Genomic DNA, 19,489 nt, shown 5'->3' on the forward strand with positions numbered 1-19,489 from the left:
AAAATGGCTCACATTATACCTTTTAAAGCTGTGCGACCAACACGAGACAAAGTAAGTCTTGTAGCTGCTCGTTCATATCAAAGCTACACAAAGGAACAGCGCGAAGCACGCTTACGTGATAATCCATTTTCTTTTTTACATATTGTAAACCCTGGTTATAAGTTTGATAAAGAAATTTCTGGTCAGGCGCGTTATTCTTTGGTAAAGAATAGATATTTAGAGTTTAAAGAAGAAGGTATTTTTGTTCAAGATGATGCTCCTTGTTATTACGTTTACAAAATTGTAAACCGTGAAGGCAGAGAATTTAATGGCATCATTGCTGCTGCAAGCGCTTTAGATTATGAAAACGATGCTATAAAAAAGCATGAAGATACCATTGCATATAAAGAAGTAGTTTTTAAAGATTATTTAAAAACGGTAGGGTTTAATGCTGAACCTGTACTACTTACCTATCCTGACAATAGCGCTATTGAAACAATCATCAAAGAAGCTCAAAAAAAGCGTGCTGAATTTGAGTTTACAACAACTTATAGAGATACACACTACTTGTGGTTGGTAGATACTCCTAAAACCATAAAAAGCATTCAAGAGGAATTTAAAAACATGCCGGCCATTTACATAGCCGATGGACACCACAGGTCTGCATCATCCTATTTACTTTACAAAGACTTAAAAGACGCCAACCCTGATCATCAAGGTGACGAAGACTATAATTTTTTTATGAGCTATTTAATTCCTGAATCTGATTTAAAAATTCATGAGTTTAACCGACTTGTAAAAGGGCTAAATGGCTTAAGTAAAGAAGAGTTTTTAATTAAATTAGACACTTTTTACCGTATTGAAAACCGAGGAAAAACACCTTATAAACCTTCTAAAAAAAATCATTTTAGCATGTATTTAGATGGCGATTTTTATTCGCTATATTTACGAAAAACGGTTTATAACATAGAAACATCACTTGATGGCCTTGATGCTCAATTGCTTTACAAAACCATTTTACAACCTATTTTAGGTATTGATGACTTACGAAACGACATCAGAATTGAGTATAGTAATGGTAAAAATGATATTGTAAATATAAAAAGTGCTGTTGATAGTGGTGAGTTTACTGTTGGTTTTGGTATGGTTCCTGCAACTATTGAGCAAATGAAAAACATTGCTGACGATGGTTTAAAAATGCCTCCTAAAAGCACTTATATAGAGCCCAAACTTCGTAGTGGTGTAACCATTTACGAGTTTTAACAAAACCACCTATTAGCAACTCTAGTGCTAATAGTATTGATAATGCTTAATAAAAGGCTTAAAACAAAAATACTAAATGAGTATAAAACAAAACCTTCATAAAATTCAATCACAAATACCTCAACATGTTACGCTTGTAGCTGTTTCAAAAACCAAACCTAATACTGATATTATTGAGGCTTACGAAGCTGGACAGCGTGTTTTTGGTGAAAACAAAATCCAAGAAATGGTTGACAAACATGAAGCCCTACCTAAAGATATTCAGTGGCATATGATAGGTCATGTACAACGAAATAAAGTAAAATACATGGCGCCTTTTGTTTCCTTAATACATGGTGTAGACAGCTTTAAACTACTTAAAGAGATTGATAAGGAGGCTAAAAAAAACAGCAGAACCATTAACTGCTTACTTCAAATTAAAATCGCTAAAGAAGATAGTAAATTTGGTATGTCTGAAAAAGATGCTGTGCAATTACTACAATCTGAAGCATTCAATAATCTAAAAAACGTGCAAATTACTGGTGTAATGGGAATGGCAACATTTACTGATAACACTTCACAAATTGAAAATGAATTTCTTACTTTAAAAAATATTTTTGATACATTACACAAACAATACCCTAACTTTAAAACTATAAGTATGGGTATGAGTGGCGACTACCAGACAGCAATAGCTAGTGGAAGTACAATGATTAGAGTAGGAAGCAGTATATTTGGCTCAAGAAATTATAATTAATATAACATACAACGACTTATTTACGCAATATTAGACATAGAAACTACCGGCGGAAAGTACAATGAAGAAGGAATAACCGAAATCGCCATTTATAAATTTGATGGTCATAAAGTTGTAGATCAGTTTATAAGTCTTGTTAACCCAGAAAGAGATATTCAACCTTTTGTTGTAAATCTTACAGGGATTAACAACAATATGCTTCGCAATGCTCCAAAATTTTATGAGGTTGCCAAACGCATAGTTGAAATTACTGAAGACTGTATTTTAGTTGCTCATAATGCCCAATTTGATTATCGTATTTTACGAACCGAATTTAAAAGACTTGGTTTTGGATACAAACGTAAAACTATTTGTACTGTAGAGCTTTCTAAATCATTAATTCCTGGACAACCGTCCTACAGTTTGGGTAAGCTAGCTAGAGCTTTAGGAATTCCTGTAACAGATAGACATCGTGCATCTGGTGACGCAATGGCAACTGTAAAGCTTTTTAAAATGCTACTAAATAAAGATTTAGAAAAGCATATTATAAAAGACGCAGTACGTGCCGAACCAAAGTTTCAAATGGAGCCCAACTTGAAACAGATTATAAATGAGCTACCTAATGAAACTGGAGTATATTACGTTCATAATGATAAAGGCGATATTATTTACATTGGAAAAAGCAATAATATTAAAAATAGAATAAGTCAACATTTTAGCAGTACCAGCCCTAAATCAAAAAAAATTCAATTACAAACTGCTTCTGTTACTTACGAAAAAACAGGCAGTGAACTTGTTGCTCTTTTAAAAGAAAACCAAGAAATAAAAAAGAACAAGCCTTTATTTAATAGAGCTTTACGTAGAACTATTTTCACCTATGCTCTATATAGCTTTGTAGATGACAATGGATATATCAATTTAAAAATTGATAAAGCTGATGGTAGAAAAACAGCTATAACCACATTCAGTAATAGACAAAGCGCTAAAAGTTTTATGCACAAAGCTGTAGAGGACTATAATTTATGCCAAAAATTGACAGGGCTTTATCCTACTAAAACAAACTGCTTTAATTACACTATAAAACAATGCGAAGGCGCTTGTATAAAACAAGAAACAGCAGAGTCATACAATAGTCGTGTGGAGTCGCTTATTCAAAAAAATAGCTACACAAACCTAAATATGGTTATTATTGACAAAGGCAGAGATATTGATGAACGCAGCGCTATTTTAATTAAAAATGGTATTTTTAAAGGACTTGGTTTTTTTGACTTAAATTATCAAATAACCAACAGCGATGTTCTAGAATCTATAATTACACCTATGGAAAACAACAGGGACTCACAGCACATTATACAAGCCTATTTAAGAAAGAACAAACGAATAAAAACAGTTATTTTTTAACCAAAGTACATTTCTACTTGCAAGTTTTATTATTTTTGAAATTATGAGTAAATCATCAAATAAAAATTGGCGAGATGAGCTTCATGAAATTATTTATGAAGCAGATACGCCTGCCGGTAAATTATTTGATATTATTCTTCTCATAGCCATTCTTGCTAGTATTGCTTTAGTTATGCTTGAAAGCATAAAAAGCTTTGATGAAAAGTATCATGATTTTTTAAACATTTCTGAATGGGTAATTACCATTCTTTTTACTGTTGAATATATCGCTAGAATAGTTACCGTAAAGAAACCTATAAAATATATTACCAGTTTTTATGGTGTTATAGACTTACTATCTACATTACCAAAGTATCTATCATTAATTTTTGCTGGCACACATGCACTTGTTGCTTTAAGAGCACTACGTTTACTACGTGTATTTAGAGTACTAAAACTTGCAAGATATTTAGGCGCTTCAAATCATTTGGCTTCTGCTATCAAAGCCAGTAGAGCAAAAATTTCGGTATTTCTCTTTGCTGTGCTTATTGCTGCAACCATTTTTGGAACCATCATGTATCTTGTTGAGGGAGAAGAACACGGATTTGAAAATATTCCAAAAAGTATTTATTGGTGTATAGTAACTCTTACAACTGTTGGTTTTGGAGATATTGCTCCCGTAACACCTTTAGGGCAATTTATAGCTTCAGTAATTATGATACTAGGTTACGGGATTATAGCTGTTCCTACAGGTATTGTATCGGCCGAGTATACAAAACAGGCAGGACAAGCAAAAACACCATTAACAAATCAACCACATAGAAACATACACTTAAACTCGCAATCCTGTGCTAACTGTCTAGCAAATGACCATAAAGATAATGCTGAATATTGTCATAAATGCGGTCACAACTTACACATAAATTAATTCTCAAATCATATAGCCATCTCAAAATCAGATTCAAATAACTATGTAATATCTATAGTTGGTCCAACTGCTATAGGAAAAACAGCTTTAAGTATTAAGCTTGCAAACTATTTTAATACTGAAATTATTTCAGCAGATTCCAGACAGTTTTTTAGAGAAATGCAAATAGGTACTGCTGCTCCAACTCCTGATGAATTATTAGCTGCAAAACATCATTTTATACACCACAAATCAGTTGAAGATGATTACAATGTTGGCAACTTTGAAAAAGACGCTATTACAAGGTTAAACCATTTATTTCAAACAAAAGAAATAGTTATTATGGTTGGTGGCTCTGGACTTTATGTAGATGCAGTTACAAAAGGATTAGATAATTTTCCTGAAGTAGATAAATCTATAAGAACGCATTTAAACAAACAGCTAGAAACAGAAGGACTAGAGAGTTTACAAAAGCAGTTAAAAACGCTAGATGAAGCATCTTTTAACAATATTGCAACAGACAATCCGCATCGTGTAATTCGTGCTTTAGAGATTTGTATAGGAACACAAAAACCTTTTTCATCTTTTTTAAACAAGGAAAAAGAAAAAAGAAACTTTAAAACCATTTCCATTGGTCTAACAGCTGAAAGAGAAGTTATTTACAATAGAATAAATAAACGTGTAGATATAATGATGGATGAAGGCTTGTTACAAGAAGTAAAAAACCTAGAAAACAAACAGCATCTAAACGCCTTAAACACTGTAGGCTATAAAGAAATTTTTAAATACTTAAACAATGAATGGTCTTTAGATTTTGCTGTTTCTGAAATCAAGAAAAATTCGCGTCGTTTTGCTAAACGTCAATTAACTTGGTTTAAGAAGAATGAAAACACTACTTGGTTTGATTATGAATATGATATCAACCTTATTACAGATCATATCAAAAATGTAATAAAATAAAAAAGCCAGCAGAATATGCTGGCTTTTTATTTATTTGTTTTGTTTGCATTTAAGCTTCTTCAGAATTTACAACTAGTCTAAATCCTTCTCCATGAATGTTAAGTATCTCTACTTTATCATCTAATTTTAAATACTTACGTAATTTAGCAATGTAAACATCCATACTTCTAGATGTGAAATAATTATCATCTCTCCATATTTTTGTTAATGCAAGCTCTCTTGGCATTAAATCGTTTTCATGAAGTGCTAACAATCGTAATAACTCGTTTTCTTTTGGAGATAATTTTATTTGTTCACCACCTTTGTAGCTTAAAAAACGTAGTTTAGAATTTAAGTCAAAACTTCCTATTTTAAACTGGAACTGCTTACTGTCTGCTACTGTTTCTGTAGCTTTACGCTGCATAATAGCTTTGATTTTCATTAGTAAAACTTCACTATCAAAAGGCTTGTTTAAATAGTCGTCTGCTCCTACTTTGTAACCCTTAAGCACATCTTCTTTCATGGCTTTGGCTGTTAAGAAAATAATAGGCACATCGGTATTTTTTTCTCTAATTTCTTTAGCTAATGTAAATCCGTCTTTATACGGCATCATTACATCTAAAATACACAAATCGAAATCGTCTTTTTTGAATTTCTCAAAACCTTCCATACCATTTTTTGCATGTGTTACTTCGTAATCATTCATTACAAGGTAATCTTTTAAAATGGTACCAAAATTCGGGTCGTCTTCTACTAATAAAATTTTCTTTTGTTGTTCAGTCATAGCTTTACGATATTAATGGAAGTTTTATAATAAAGGTACTTCCTTTGTCTTTTTCACTTTCTACAGAGATATGTCCTTGGTGGTCTTCTACAATACGTTTTACGTAGGCCAAACCTAGTCCATGCCCTTTTACATTATGTATGTTTCCGGTGTGCTCTCTATAAAATTTTTCAAACACACGCTTTTGTGCAGCTTTACTCATACCGCTGCCTTGGTCTTTAATTTTTATTATTACATTGTTGCCTACATTTTCTGTGTAAACATCAATTTTTGGTGCTTCTGGAGAATATTTTATGGCATTGTCCAGAATGTTTACTAATACGTTTGTAAAGTGTGTTTCGTTTGCTAAAACCGAGTGCTTTTCAGCATTTAAATGTGTTTTAACAAATCCTGCTCTATCTTCAACTATTAACTCAACATGAGTTATAGCATCCTCTAATAAGTCGTGCAACTCAACACGTTCTTTACTTATATTTAATTCGTTTTTTTCTAGTTTAGATATTCGCAATACATTTTCTACTTGCGCATGCATACGTTTATTTTCATCTTTTATCATTTTAAGATAACGCATTACTTTTTCTTTATCTTCTATAATTTTTGGATTTCTTATAGCGTCTAAAGCCAAGTTTATAGTAGCTATTGGCGTTTTAAACTCATGCGTCATGTTGTTTATGAAATCTGTTTTTATTTCAGATATTTTTCGCTGTTTAAGTAACTGCATCAAAGCGCTTGTATAAGCAATTATAATGATAGATGTAAAAATGATTGACAATAACGTCATCTTGATTATTGATGACTGTAAAAACATATTTCTTGTTGGAAAATTTAATAACAGCCTATAATTATTGCTATCATTTTCATTTTGAAATATTGGCACACTAAAGGTTGATGATTTTTGAAGTTCAAAGTTTTCACTTTGTACTTTGGTTGCTAAACCATTGCTATATATTGCAAATTGGTAGTCTCCTTCTATCTCATCCTCTTTTAGTTTTTTAGATAAAAGTCTCTTTATTTCTTTTACCGTTACACGTTTATGTAAAGGTGTTCTAAAAGCTATACTTTTATAAAAATCTTCGTAGAAAACTTTTTCTCCTTTAGAGATGTTTCCCATTTCTACAAGCATAGCACTCAAACTTTTATTTGAGTTTTTTTCAACTGCAGAGCCTCTTAAAACCTTTGTATTACTTTCGCTCAATACTTTTTTAATATTGATACTATCTAAACCTATGTCAAAGATCGATGAAGAAAGTTTATAGTTTTCTTCTAGAATACTGTTTTTATATATCAGCATTTCATGAGAGTTATTGCTTTCTTGCTTGTAATATAATTCTCTAAATGCTGTTGTGTCAGGTTCTACGCCTTTTGCAAATAAATCTTGCACAAGGTATACGTAGTCTTCAAACTCTTTATCTTCAATTTCTTTTGATGTAAAAGTCAGTGCTTTTTTTACATTAAAAGTGAATTGTTCTTGTTCATTTTTTATTGAGTTGTTAATGTAATATGCTTGTACAAATATTATCCCAACAAGAGACAAACTCATTAACAATACTAATATGATGAATAGCTTTTTGCTCATCGCTCAAAATTACCATTTTAACATTTAGTTCCCTTAGCATTTAACCTTACATTAACAAAAATGTTAAAATTTAAGATTTATTGTATTTCTTTTAAAATTTGGTGGTGAATTTTAAGTGATTGTTCTTTTGTAGTTTCTAGTTCTTCGTTAACAATCACAAAATCAGACTTCTTAATTTTTTCAGCGTCATCTAGCTGATTATTCATTATAGCTTTAATCTTTTTTTCAGTAGTATTATCTCTTTTTAAAACTCGAGATATTCTTACATCAACTGGAGCTGTTACTGTAATAATAAAATCACAACTTGCGTCACTTCCGTTCTCAAACAAAATAGCAACTTCTTTTAAAACATAAGGTGCTTTTTGTTTTGCAACCCACTTATCGAAATGCTTTGCTACTCTTGGATGAACAATAGCGTTCATTTTTTCTAAAAGTGATTTATCATTAAAAATGGCATTGGCTAAAAAGGGTCTGTTTAGCGTGTTATTTATATAGGCTTCTTCTCCAAAAAGTTTTATTAGATTACGCTTTATAACCTTTGATGTGTGCATCAGTTTTTTTGCTTCATCATCTGCTATGTAAACAGGTATTCCATAGCTTTCAAACTGTTTTGCTACTGTAGTTTTACCACTACCTATTCCGCCTGTTAATCCTACTATTGTCATTCTGTTATAATAAACTCTATTTGCTGTTGATTAATTTTTACGTTTTTTACAGATTTTGGGATTTTTGTAACTTCTGGATGTAAGTATGATTGTCCCTTTACTAGTTTAGAAAAATCACAAACAACTTCAAAGTCTTCTATTTTAATATTATTAAAGTTACTTAAACTTGTATAATATGTCAATGCTATTTTTTTAGGAAAATATTTTACACTTATACTATCTGGCACATTTGTTATTATAACTGGAACCTTCATTATACCTTCAGTAAATTTACTTACAGATGCTTTCAGACTTACTTGTTTATCAGAAAATTTTAGTTCATTAAGAGTATTTGGAAGTTTAAGGTTTAAAATTGAGTTAATGTTTGATTTTACTTTTTTCAGCTTAAGTGTATCTGTATTGATGTGATTTATTTTATCAACTATTACATGAGGTCCAATTATTGTTATAGAGTCTGGTTTTACAGAAAAATCATCTAGTAAATCATAGCCTTGATTAAACCTTATATCTGTATGTAGTTTTACAGGTACTTTTTTTACTGCATTTACATCATATCTAAATCTTAAAGTATCAGGAGTTACATTAATTATCTCTTCATTTTTATCAAATTGAGAGGCAAGATTTGTGTAACCAGAACTTTTATTCCAAATATATAAACTATCAGTCTTGTTAATATTTTTAGAGAAATCTATAGCTAGTTCAGGCGTTTTAAAATAGTACTTTATCAAATTAAATCCTTGAGACTTAAGTGTTATGTTAAGTTTATGACTTTTATCACTTACTATCACTTCTTCACTTGGTACGTGTTCTGTTTTTAGTAGAAATATAATAGTATTAGTATAAGTTGCTGATAATTTTGTTATTACCAAAATAAAAAAAGACAGCACAAGGAATAAAAAGAAAATATTAATTCTCTTACTCTTTACAGATTTTAATATTTTAGATTTTAAAGTTTTATACATGCACTATAAAAAAAACAAATTAGGAAATTGTTTTTCAGGTTTTTTTCCTAGTAAATGGATATAAAATATAGATTTTAAAAAGCCGTATCCATATCCTGCAAACTGGATTACAATAGCTAATATAGCCATTATTGCAATAGAGACACTTTTTGTTGATATTATAGCTAAAGCAAAAGCTAGCATAAAATAAATCACATATAAATAAATAAGCCATGGAAAACCAATGAACGTGGCCCCAATAGCAACTAAAAAACCAACGCAAAATATTGAAGGAAACCAATACGTTACTTTTGCTGTTTCTGGATGCCACTTATTAAGTATAGGTCTTACTAAACCAAACTTTTTTACTTGTATAAAAAACTTATTCCAAGATATTCTTCGTTTATGATACACAAAGGCTGTTGGAATCAGTTTTGTTTTATATCCTAGTTTAGTTAATCTTATTGATAAATCAGGATCTTCTCCTGGATGAATTTTGCCAAATCCTTGAGTTTTTAAAAAGGCTTCTTTAGATAACCCCATATTAAAACTTCTAGGTTGAAATGTATTTACATGCTTTTTTCCTCCTCTTATTCCTCCAGTTGTTAATATTGAGGTCATAGAGAAGTTAATGGCTTTTTGTAAGCTTGAAAAAGATTTATGAGCGGCATCAGGACCTCCAAAACAATCTACATATGATTCTTTTAAACTTTTTTGAACTTCATTCAAATAATTTGAAGGCAGTAAACAATCTGAATCTAAAATTATAAAATAGTTACCTTTAGCTCTTTCCATACCATAGTTTCTAGAATCGCCAGGGCCTGAATTAGACTTAAAGTAATAATCTATTTTTAATAATTCCCGATACTTTTCTACAACTTCTTTTGACGTTACCGATGAGCCATCCTCAATAATGACTATATCAAATATGACATCAGTTTGTAGTGCTACAAAACTTTGTAGTAGCTCCTCTATTTCATTGGGACGATTGTAAACTGGTATTATAAATGTAAACGCTAGTTGCATACAACAAATGTAACTAAACCCATAAAAAAAGCCACTCTAAAGCGTGGCTTTTAAATATAATTTTTTATTAAAATTAATTTTTAATTATTCTAACTGTTTCTGTTACATCTCCTATAGTTACTTTTACAAAATATGCTCCAGATTGTAATGACGTCATATCTATATTACCTGTTACTGCGTTTGGTTGTGCATTAACAACTACTTGACCTAGCATGTTATAAACTGACACATCTGTCATTTTCTTTTGTGTTATAATGTTTAGAGCACCGTTTACTGGGTTAGGATAAACATTTAATGACATTTTAAGTTGTTTCTCCGCTACAGATAATTGATTAGAACCTTCTACAACTAGAAGTTCTTGGTTTGCGTTTACATTTTCTATATAATCTACCATACCACTTAACCAAGTTATCTTTACATAATCAATAACATTATAGCTCCCTACTCCAAAAAATTCTGCACTGGAGTTTTGAGAAATGTAGCCTTCTCCACAAAGCGTATATCGGTATTGCTTATTTCCATCAACTGATATTTCAATAACAGAACCTATTCCATCTTTATTACTTTGAACACCTGACAATCTAACTTTCAACCAATTATTGCTTAAATCTCCCTGGTTTTTCCAGAGGAACATATTAGCATTATTTGTATTATTAACTATTATTTCTGGATAGCCATCATTATCTATATCGCCTATAGCATTGGAGTGACTTATTCTTGTATCATTCTGAAAACCCTCTTCAGGTATGGTAAAAGTTTCATTTCCGTTATTATGATAAAATGCAGCAGAAGCTAAACTAGGAACAGAACCATCCATTGAACTACTTACATATAAATCTAGATTCATATCATTATCAGCATCTAAAAAAACTGCTCCCCAAGAAAAACCATTAAATTCTGTATTTGTGCTATTTGTAACATCAGAAAAAGTGCCATCGCCATTATTTTTTAGAAATACATTACCGTTAATTGGTGTATTAGAAACGTATATATCAAACCAACCATCATTATTAAAATCTCCTATTGTTGTAGACATAGCATCTATAGCTACATTCACATTTGCTACAGCCGCTACATTAGTAAATGTTCCATCTCCGTTATTGTGATAAAGAAAGTTTTCGTTAAAAAGTTTATCATTAGCAACATAAATATCTTGCCAACCATCATTATTATAATCAAAAAAAGCAGAGCAAAATGATAAATGGCTTGTATTATGTATTCCTGCTTGAGTACTTACATCTGTAAATGTACCGTCTCCATTGTTTTGATATAACAAATTGGGTTGTTGTAAACTATCATCTCTATTACTAATAAAAACATCTAATAACCCATCATTATTTATATCGCCCCAAGAGGCTCCCCAGTTATAAATATTACTAACAGGTAACCCTGCGGCTGCAGTAACATCAGTAAAATTTAAGGATCCATCGTTATTATATAAATGACTTCCGTTTGCGTCACTTGCTATATACAAATCCTTATCACCATCATTATCATAATCTACCCAAATGACTTGCCTGTCTTGTGAACTAGGATCTGCCGTAAGGAAAAACTCACGTGTAAATGTGCCATCTTGATCATTACTGAAAAACTCAATCTGTCTCCCGGAACCTGTCCCTAAAGTAATATCATCCCAACCATCATTATTAAAATCACAGAATGAAATTCCACTACCATATTCTAAACTACCAGGATTAATAAAAACTCCAGAAGTTTGAGCTATATCAACAAAGTTTGTCTGTGCTTGTAAATGAGTACTAAATAGACATAAAAAAGCTAAAACAATTCTTAATTTAAAATGCAACATACCTATACTAAATTATTGTTATTGCTAAATATAAAGAGAAATTATTATTATTTACAACCGTCTTAAAATTTTAGTGAATTGCTATTTTTATGACATAAAAAAAGAGAAGTTTGCAAAACAAACTTCTCTTTTTAATATTTAAATAAATAAGTCTTTTATTTTGAAAAAGCCTCCATAACTTCATTGCTAACTCCTACATTGCTAAATCCACCATCGTGAAATAAATTTTGTAATGTTACTTTTTTAGTTAAGTCGCTAAACATTGACACTGTATAGTTTGCGCAATCTAAAGCAGTTGCGTTACCTAATGGTGACATTTTATCTGCATAGTTTATAAAGCCATCAAAACCTTTTACACCACTACCAGCAGTAGTAGGTGTTGGTGATTGAGATATTGTATTTACACGTACTTTTTTATCCTTTCCGAAGAAATACCCAAAACTACGAGCAATACTTTCTAAATACGCTTTATTATCAGCCATATCATTATAATCAGGAAAAACACGTTGTGCTGCCATATATGTTAATGCAACGATACTTCCCCATTCACTCATGGCGTCTTTTTTGTATAATGTTTGCATCACTTTGTGAAATGACATTGCAGAAATATCTGTTCCTTTTTGAGTCCAATCATAATTTTGATCTGTATAGGCATTTCCTTTTCTTACGTTTATAGACATACCTATTGAGTGTAAAACAAAATCTATTTTACCTCCTAAAATCTCCATTGACTTTTCTACAAGGTTTTCTAAATCGCTCATAGATGTTGCATCGGCTGGAATAATTTGAGATCCTGTTTTTTCAGCAAGAGCATTTATTTGCCCCATTCTTAAAGCAACAGGTGCATTTGTTAAAACAAACTCTCCGCCTTCTTCATGAACACGTTCTGCTGTTTTCCAAGCAATAGAGTTTTCGTCTAATGCTCCAAATATGATTCCTTTTTTTCCTTTTAATAAATTATATGACATAATCTTGTTGTTGATTCGTTGTTTACTTTTTCAAAGATACTATTAATTCAATAATTGTTTAGCATGTGCGATTGCAGAATTTGATATTTCTATACCTCCTAACATCTGTGCTATTTCAATAATACGTTCGTCGTGATTTAATTGTATAAGATTTGTTGTTGTTATATTATTTACATCTTCTTTATAAACCTTAAAATGCGTATGCCCTTTTGCGGCTATTTGTGGTAAATGCGTAATTGCAAAAACTTGCATTGTTTGACTCATTTGAAGCATGATTTGCCCCATTTTATTTGAGACTTCTCCTGAAACTCCAGAATCTATTTCATCAAACATAATGGTTGGTAATTGCATATATTTTGATAAAATAGATTTTATAGCTAACATAATTCTAGAAAGCTCGCCACCAGAAGCTGCTTTTTTCAACTCATTAAAATGGCCTCCTTTATTTGCAGAAAACAAAAAGGACAACACATCTTTACCATTACCTAAAAATGCTTCTTCATAAGTGACACGAATGTCGAACTGTGCATTTGGCATTCCTAAAAGACTCAAGATACTTTCTAATTGCTTTTTTAACTCTGGAATGGCTTTATTTCTATTATCATGAATGGTTTTAGAAAGTTTATTGAGTTTATCTTCTATTACTTGAAGTTCTTTTTCTTTATCAACAATACTATCTTCAATATTTTCAGTTTCTGATACTTTTTCTGATAGATTGTTCTTAATAACTAACAATTCAGAAATAGACTCAACAAAATGCTTTTTAAACAACGCATTTATTACCGCTAGCTTATCATTTACATACTGCAATCTATTAGGATCAGAATCTAATGTTTCTTGATATGTTTCAATATCTGCAAACACATCATCAAGCTCTATTAAACTGCTATTTACACGTTGAAATAATGTCTCATATTTCACAGATAACGTAGATAGCTTTTGAGTTGCTTGTTTTAGTTCTGTAAGAATAGCTAACGCTCCTACTTGCTCATCATTAAGTAATTGATTGGCTAGAGCTAGTTTTTCTTCAATTTCTTCAACGTTTTGAAGTGCCTCATACTCTTCTTCTAACTCTTGTAATTCGCCTTCAACAAGATTTGCTTCTTCTAATTCGTTAAGTAAAAATGTATTATAATCGTATTCTTTTATTGCTTCAGCTTTAAACTGCTGTAAGTCAGTTAACGCTTTTTGAACAGATTTATATTGGGTTAATTCCTGCTTATAAGATGTTAAAAATGATGCGTTTTTTGCTAATGCATCTATAACCTGAAACTGAAAATCGTCATTTACTAATTGTAAGGTTTCATGTTGTGAATGAATATCAATTAAGTGCGAGCTCAATGCTTGTAAGCTATTTAAATTTACCGGAGAATCATTAACAAAGGCTCTAGATTTTCCTGATGGTAAAATTTCTCGTCTTATGATTGTTTGTGGTTCATAATCTAAATCTTCAGTTTTGAATAACTGTTTTAAATCATAATTTGTAACATCAAAAACGGCTTCTATAACACATTTTTTTTCTGGGTTTTTTAAGCTGTTTAAATCTGCTCGTTTTCCCAAAATAAGAGACAAACCTCCTAGTAATATAGATTTACCAGCTCCTGTTTCTCCTGTTATAATAGTTAAACCTTGATTAAACTGAACCTGGAAATGGTCTATTAAAGCATAATTTTTAATGGAAAGTGATGTAAGCATACTTTGTAAAACCTGGATTTTTTTAAAAATTTAGATAGACTCTAAAATACGAAACTAAAACTTAATATTGCGCCATTTATTAGAGTGCATTGGTGCTACTCTGTTTAATGTGCTTACTAGGTTTGATATATTTACACTTGGGCCATCAGTAAATATTTGCTCTATTTCATCTGCTTTGGCATCAAAAAACGTACGTAATAAGAAAGAGTTAGGTCGTCTGCTATTCATTTCGTTGAGTAACGCTATAGAATTAGCTATACTTTCTTTGGCATCTTTTGTTTTTTCACTCATAATGTCTAACCCATTTCTATGGTAGTCGTACATTACTTTTCTGTATTCTTTAAATGTTGAAGATAACAAGTTATCTATCAAAGCAAACCTACTCTGTAAGCCATCTTCTAACTTCCATCCTTTTAAATTTGCTTGTTGTGAATAGTTTACTATAGTTTGAGCTTGTTTGTAATACACATCGCCTCCATTTGGAGCAAAAGTATCTGCATCCATACCTAAAATCATATTAACATGAAATGCTAATACTGAAATTAAATTTGATTGAAATTGATTTGGGTTATAAATCAGGTTTTGAAACTCTAAATAAACAAAGCTAAAATCTTTATCATTGACATTATAAACTGGTGATGTATAGGTTGAACCAAAAACGGGTCTAGATGATTGCACCTGTATTGTTGCTGAAAATGCATTACCAGAATACGAAGTCACATTAATATACATACTACATGCTATTCGTTCTTGTGTGCTAAAAACCTTATTTGTCCACTTTGTATTGTTTATAAACTCATTAAGTTGTCTTTCTAAAGTTTTAAAAACTGGCAGGTTTTCATTTCCTGTTTGTGTTGCATTTACAACAACCGAACAGTTTAATTCTTGAGAAAACGAAGTAAATGTTATAATACTAAAAAAGAATATAAATAGTATGTTACGCATTGATTTGATGTATTATTTCCTTAAGTATATCACTAGCAACCTCTTGTTTAGACTTTAATTCATATTGGGTTACTCGGTCTTTATTATCTATCAAAGTTACTTTATTGGTTTCTGTTTTAAAACCTGCACCTTTATCATTTAACGAATTTAAAACAATTAAGTTTAAATTCTTCTTTTTTAGTTTAGCTTTTGCGTTTTCTAGCTCGTTATTTGTTTCTAGGGCAAAGCCTACTAAAAATTGATTTGTTTTAGTTTTACCTAAAGATGCTAAAATATCTTTTGTTTTTTCTAACTCTAAAGTTAACGTACTATCTGCCTTTTTTATTTTTTGGGTTGCAACATGTTTTGGTTTATAGTCGGCTACAGCGGCTGCAAATATTGCTATATCTGCATCTGGAAACGCAGCACTAGCTTCTTGATACATATCTTCAGCACTCGTTATATGAGTTACATGTATTAAGCTATGAGATACTTTTTGTTGGGTTGGCCCAGAAATTAATGTTACTTCTGCACCTAAAGAAGCGGCTTTTTTTGCTATCTCAAACCCCATTTTACCACTTGAATGATTCCCAATAAAACGAACTGGATCTATGGACTCATAGGTTGGCCCGGCAGTAATTAAAACTTTTTTTCCTTTTAAAGGCAACTTGTTTAAAATATCATTTTCTATAAACGTCAAGATATCTTCTGGCTCTGCCATACGTCCTTCTCCTACCAAGCCACTTGCTAGTTCACCACTAGTTGCCGGAATCATTATATTTTTAAATTCTTTTAGCTTTTGAAATGATTGTAATGTAGACGGATGCTTATACATATCAAGATCCATAGCTGGTGCAAAATATACAGGACATTTTGCTGATAAATACGTTGCTAAAAGTAAGTTATCGCAAACGCCATTTGCCATTTTTGACAAAGTGTTTGCTGTTGCAGGTGCTATAACAAAATAATCTGCCCAAAGCCCTAAATCTACATGGTTATTCCATACTGCATTGTCGTCATCTTCATTGTAAAAAGATGAATGTACAGGATTTTTAGAGAGCGTTGATAATGTTAAAGGTGTTATGAAGTCTTTAGAAGCAGGCGTCATAACGACCTTTACGTTTGCGCCTGCTTTAATAAATAATCTAACCAGATTAGCTGTCTTGTAAGCAGCTATACCAGCACTAATGCCTAGAAGTATATTTTTGCCACTTAATACAGACATATACTACTGTTGCGTATCTTCTTCAGTGTTTCTATGGTATATTTTACCATCTAACCACTCTTGTACAGCTAGTGCGTGTGGTTTTGGTAATTTTTCATAAAACTTAGATACTTCTATTTGTTCTTTGTTTTCGAAAATTTCTTCAAGACTATCATTGTAAGTAGCGAACTCTTCAAGTTTTTCTATTAATTCTTTTTTTATTTCAGAATTAATTTGCTCTGCTCTTCTTGAAATGATAGATATTGACTCATAAATGTTTCCTGTAGCTTCGTCTACTTTGTTTCTATTATAAGTTGTTGTGTTAACAGGTGCGTTGATTTTTTTTAAATCCATGTGTTACGTGTATTAACTTTTAGTGCTGTAATTTTCTAATTCTTTGTCAATGCTTTCAGCCATTTTATTAGCTTCTTCTATCCTTTCAGAACTAGCATATGATTTTACGAATGTATTGTAGTATTTTTTTGCCGTTACTAAACGTTCTTCTTTTTTATACTCAACACTATTCATTGCTAATTTGTAGGCAGAATCTAACTTATAAAAAAATGCTTCTTCTCTAAAACTTGATCCTGGATAATCAAATATAAAGTTTTCAAAAGCTTTTATTGGAGCTGTATAATCTCTTGTAAATCCAGCTATTCTGTTGTAATTTTTTGCTATTTCAAAAGCTTTTTTCTCTAATTTATAATCTAATTCTTTAACTAGCTTGTTTGCCTCTGCTATGTAACTAGAATTAGGATATGAGTTGATAAACAACTGTAGCTTTTCTATAGCGTCTTTTGTTTCTTTTTGCTCTTTGCTATAAATAAAATCGTCTGATACTATGTAAGCACTTTTTGCACTTAAAAAAGCTGCTTCTTCAAGCTTTTCACTATTAGGGTAAGCTGCAACAAAACGTTCAAATTGGTAACTAGCTAAATAATATTCTCCCATTTCGTAAAATGTCATAGAATATAAATACATAAGTTTTTCGGCTTGTGGTTTACCTCTGTAGTTAGGTACTATTTGCACAAATAACTTATTAGCTTTTGAGTATTTACCTTCGTTAAATTTTTGCTCTCCTACTTTAAATTTTGTTGCGATATCTTCAGACTTTAATGCCTTTTGGTATTCACTACAAGAACTTAAAATAGTGCAGGTTAATATGATGTAAAAAAAATTCTTCATAGGTATATAACAAGATGCAAAATTACGTTAATAATATGGATTTTAAAAATATTTTATTTTGCTAAAATAATTGATGCATCCCGCTTGTAAACATGTTTAAGTATAATTTAACTTTTACTAGAAACTTTTTATAAATAAGGCGATTTTTTCTTTTAGAGTTTCTGTTGCTTCAACAAGTGGTAATCTTACTTTATCACTACATAAGTTTAACTGTTCTAAAACAGCTTTAATTCCTGCTGGATTGTTTTCAGAAAAGATAAGTCCTATAACATCCATAAGTTTGAAGTGTAATGCATATGATTCTTTTGCTTTTCCTTGTAAACCTAGACGAATCATTTGAGAGAATTCTTTAGGAAACGCTTGCCCTATAACAGATATAACACCTGAACCACCTGCTAAAACAACTCCTAATGCTAGATCATCATCACCTGATATTATCATGAAATCTTCAGGTTTATCTTTTAGTAATTGTAAATATTGCGCTACATTATTACCTGCTTCTTTTACAGCTATTATGTTCTCAAAATCATTTGCTAACCTAATAGTTGTTACTGGTAACATGTTTGAAGCTGTTCTGCCTGGCACATTGTATAGTATAATATCAACAGGTGATGCTTCTGATATTGCTTTAAAATGCTGATAAATTCCTTCTTGTGTTGGCTTACTATAATAAGGAGAAACAGACAATATAGCAGTCATTGCACTTAAGTCTGTAGCTTTTATTTCATCAATAACTTGAGCTGTATTATTTCCTCCTATACCTAATACTAAAGGAACTCTGTTGTTATTTGTTTTTACAATGGTTTCAATTATAGCTTGTTTTTCAGCCTTTGTTATTGTTACACTTTCTCCTGTGGTTCCTGATATTACAATATAATCGGTACCATTATCAATATTATAGTTAACTATATTTGCTAAAGCTTCGTGATCTACACTTAAATCATTTTTAAATGGTGTTACTATAGCTACTCCAGTTCCTTCTAGTTTTTTCATTCTTTAATTTTATTTAATACGGTTAGGTATTTATATAGTTCGTTTTTAAAGGCTTCTACGTTTTGTAAATCTGTATTTATTATTAGGTCATTAAGCCGTTTGTCATTTTGAAAAATGCTTGTTTTAAATACTGATTTTGAAGCTGCTGTTATATATTTTAACGTTGTTACATCTGTGCTATAATAACTTATTAGCAAGTCAAATTCGGTATTTATAAATGTTTGCAACTCGGCATTTTTAACACGGCCATTCCATGTAAAATCATTAGGATTAAAACAAACATCCCACGAATACGTCATTTCCTTTTTTGACGATGTATACGCAATGATTTTTAACTTATTTGGTAAAACATTTAGCCTTGTTGATAAGGTTTTTAAAGATTCAAAATCATTTACTTCATCAGCACTTAATATAATTCCCACAGATTCAATCTTTTTGTCGCTGAATTTTAATTGGCGATTTTTTAAAATTGAACTTAACTGTTTTTTAATAGATTTTTCTTTAAAACCCTTTAAAATCATTATATCTTTATACTTTG

19 protein-coding genes are annotated in these 19,489 nt (G+C 30.9%); 5 read left to right on the plus strand and 14 right to left on the minus strand.

Annotated elements, in window-relative coordinates:
• Positions 1-3 precede the first annotated feature (3 nt).
• From ACN5J3_RS11770 to miaA, 5 genes are all read left to right on the plus strand, one after another.
• Positions 4-1,242 (plus strand): DUF1015 domain-containing protein, encoded by a 1,239-nt coding sequence (locus ACN5J3_RS11770; RefSeq protein ID WP_418511869.1) that lies wholly within the window; start codon positions 4-6, stop codon positions 1,240-1,242.
• A 76-nt stretch (positions 1,243-1,318) separates the two neighbouring features.
• Positions 1,319-1,978 carry a YggS family pyridoxal phosphate-dependent enzyme gene (locus ACN5J3_RS11775; protein ID WP_418510157.1) on the plus strand — a complete coding sequence of 220 codons (660 nt, stop codon included), beginning with the start codon at positions 1,319-1,321 and terminating at the stop codon, positions 1,976-1,978.
• Between the two features lie 18 nt (positions 1,979-1,996).
• On the plus strand, positions 1,997-3,358 hold the full coding sequence (locus tag ACN5J3_RS11780; RefSeq protein ID WP_418511896.1) for an exonuclease domain-containing protein: 1,362 nt from the start codon (positions 1,997-1,999) through the stop codon (positions 3,356-3,358).
• A 43-nt stretch (positions 3,359-3,401) separates the two neighbouring features.
• Complete coding sequence (locus tag ACN5J3_RS11785) at positions 3,402-4,265, plus strand: ion transporter (RefSeq protein WP_344730983.1); 864 nt, start codon at positions 3,402-3,404, stop codon at positions 4,263-4,265.
• 18 nt (positions 4,266-4,283) lie between these two features.
• Positions 4,284-5,204 (plus strand): tRNA (adenosine(37)-N6)-dimethylallyltransferase MiaA, encoded by a 921-nt coding sequence (gene miaA, locus ACN5J3_RS11790; protein ID WP_418511898.1) that lies wholly within the window; start codon positions 4,284-4,286, stop codon positions 5,202-5,204.
• Between the two features lie 49 nt (positions 5,205-5,253).
• Here the strand turns inward: miaA and ACN5J3_RS11795 are convergent, their stop codons facing one another.
• The 14 genes from ACN5J3_RS11795 to ACN5J3_RS11860 form a co-directional block, all read right to left on the minus strand.
• Positions 5,254-5,967, minus strand: a complete 714-nt coding sequence (locus tag ACN5J3_RS11795) for a response regulator transcription factor (RefSeq protein WP_417291429.1) — start codon at positions 5,965-5,967, stop codon at positions 5,254-5,256.
• A 4-nt stretch (positions 5,968-5,971) separates the two neighbouring features.
• Positions 5,972-7,543, minus strand: a complete 1,572-nt coding sequence (locus ACN5J3_RS11800; RefSeq protein ID WP_418510159.1) for a sensor histidine kinase — start codon at positions 7,541-7,543, stop codon at positions 5,972-5,974.
• 77 nt (positions 7,544-7,620) lie between these two features.
• Complete coding sequence (gene coaE / locus ACN5J3_RS11805; protein WP_418511870.1) at positions 7,621-8,208, minus strand: dephospho-CoA kinase; 588 nt, start codon at positions 8,206-8,208, stop codon at positions 7,621-7,623.
• A complete protein-coding gene (locus tag ACN5J3_RS11810; protein WP_418511871.1) occupies positions 8,205-9,077 on the minus strand; it encodes a CdaR family protein in 873 nt (290 codons plus the stop codon). The genes coaE and ACN5J3_RS11810 overlap by 4 nt, the downstream gene beginning before the upstream one ends.
• A 96-nt stretch (positions 9,078-9,173) precedes the next feature.
• Positions 9,174-10,175 carry a glycosyltransferase gene (locus ACN5J3_RS11815; RefSeq protein ID WP_418510162.1) on the minus strand — a complete coding sequence of 334 codons (1,002 nt, stop codon included), beginning with the start codon at positions 10,173-10,175 and terminating at the stop codon, positions 9,174-9,176.
• Between the two features lie 73 nt (positions 10,176-10,248).
• Entirely contained in the window at positions 10,249-11,982 is a 1,734-nt protein-coding gene (locus ACN5J3_RS11820; protein WP_418511872.1) for an FG-GAP-like repeat-containing protein, read from the minus strand.
• A 155-nt stretch (positions 11,983-12,137) separates the two neighbouring features.
• Complete coding sequence (locus ACN5J3_RS11825; protein ID WP_344730976.1) at positions 12,138-12,950, minus strand: enoyl-ACP reductase FabI; 813 nt, start codon at positions 12,948-12,950, stop codon at positions 12,138-12,140.
• Positions 12,951-12,992: 42 nt separating this feature from the next.
• On the minus strand, positions 12,993-14,645 hold the full coding sequence (gene recN / locus ACN5J3_RS11830; RefSeq protein WP_418511873.1) for a DNA repair protein RecN: 1,653 nt from the start codon (positions 14,643-14,645) through the stop codon (positions 12,993-12,995).
• 54 nt (positions 14,646-14,699) lie between these two features.
• Positions 14,700-15,590: a DUF4835 family protein gene (locus tag ACN5J3_RS11835; protein ID WP_417291437.1), complete on the minus strand. Its 891-nt coding sequence runs from the start codon at positions 15,588-15,590 to the stop codon at positions 14,700-14,702.
• Positions 15,583-16,794 carry a bifunctional phosphopantothenoylcysteine decarboxylase/phosphopantothenate--cysteine ligase CoaBC gene (gene coaBC / locus ACN5J3_RS11840; RefSeq protein WP_418511874.1) on the minus strand — a complete coding sequence of 404 codons (1,212 nt, stop codon included), beginning with the start codon at positions 16,792-16,794 and terminating at the stop codon, positions 15,583-15,585. Before coaBC ends, ACN5J3_RS11835 begins: the two co-directional genes overlap by 8 nt.
• A gap of 3 nt (positions 16,795-16,797) precedes the next feature.
• The gene (locus tag ACN5J3_RS11845) at positions 16,798-17,127 is read right to left on the minus strand and encodes a DNA-directed RNA polymerase subunit omega (RefSeq protein WP_344730972.1); all 330 of its coding nucleotides are present in this window, start codon (positions 17,125-17,127) and stop codon (positions 16,798-16,800) included.
• Between the two features lie 12 nt (positions 17,128-17,139).
• Positions 17,140-17,958, minus strand: a complete 819-nt coding sequence (locus ACN5J3_RS11850; protein ID WP_417291440.1) for an outer membrane protein assembly factor BamD — start codon at positions 17,956-17,958, stop codon at positions 17,140-17,142.
• A gap of 117 nt (positions 17,959-18,075) precedes the next feature.
• Complete coding sequence (gene dapA / locus ACN5J3_RS11855) at positions 18,076-18,951, minus strand: 4-hydroxy-tetrahydrodipicolinate synthase (RefSeq protein WP_418511875.1); 876 nt, start codon at positions 18,949-18,951, stop codon at positions 18,076-18,078.
• Positions 18,948-19,472, minus strand: a complete 525-nt coding sequence (locus ACN5J3_RS11860; protein WP_418510168.1) for a DUF6913 domain-containing protein — start codon at positions 19,470-19,472, stop codon at positions 18,948-18,950. Before ACN5J3_RS11860 ends, dapA begins: the two co-directional genes overlap by 4 nt.
• Positions 19,473-19,489: the final 17 nt, after the last annotated feature.

Source organism: Corallibacter sp., assembly GCF_048381695.1.
Classification (GTDB): Bacteria; Bacteroidota; Bacteroidia; order Flavobacteriales; family Flavobacteriaceae; genus Corallibacter; species Corallibacter vietnamensis.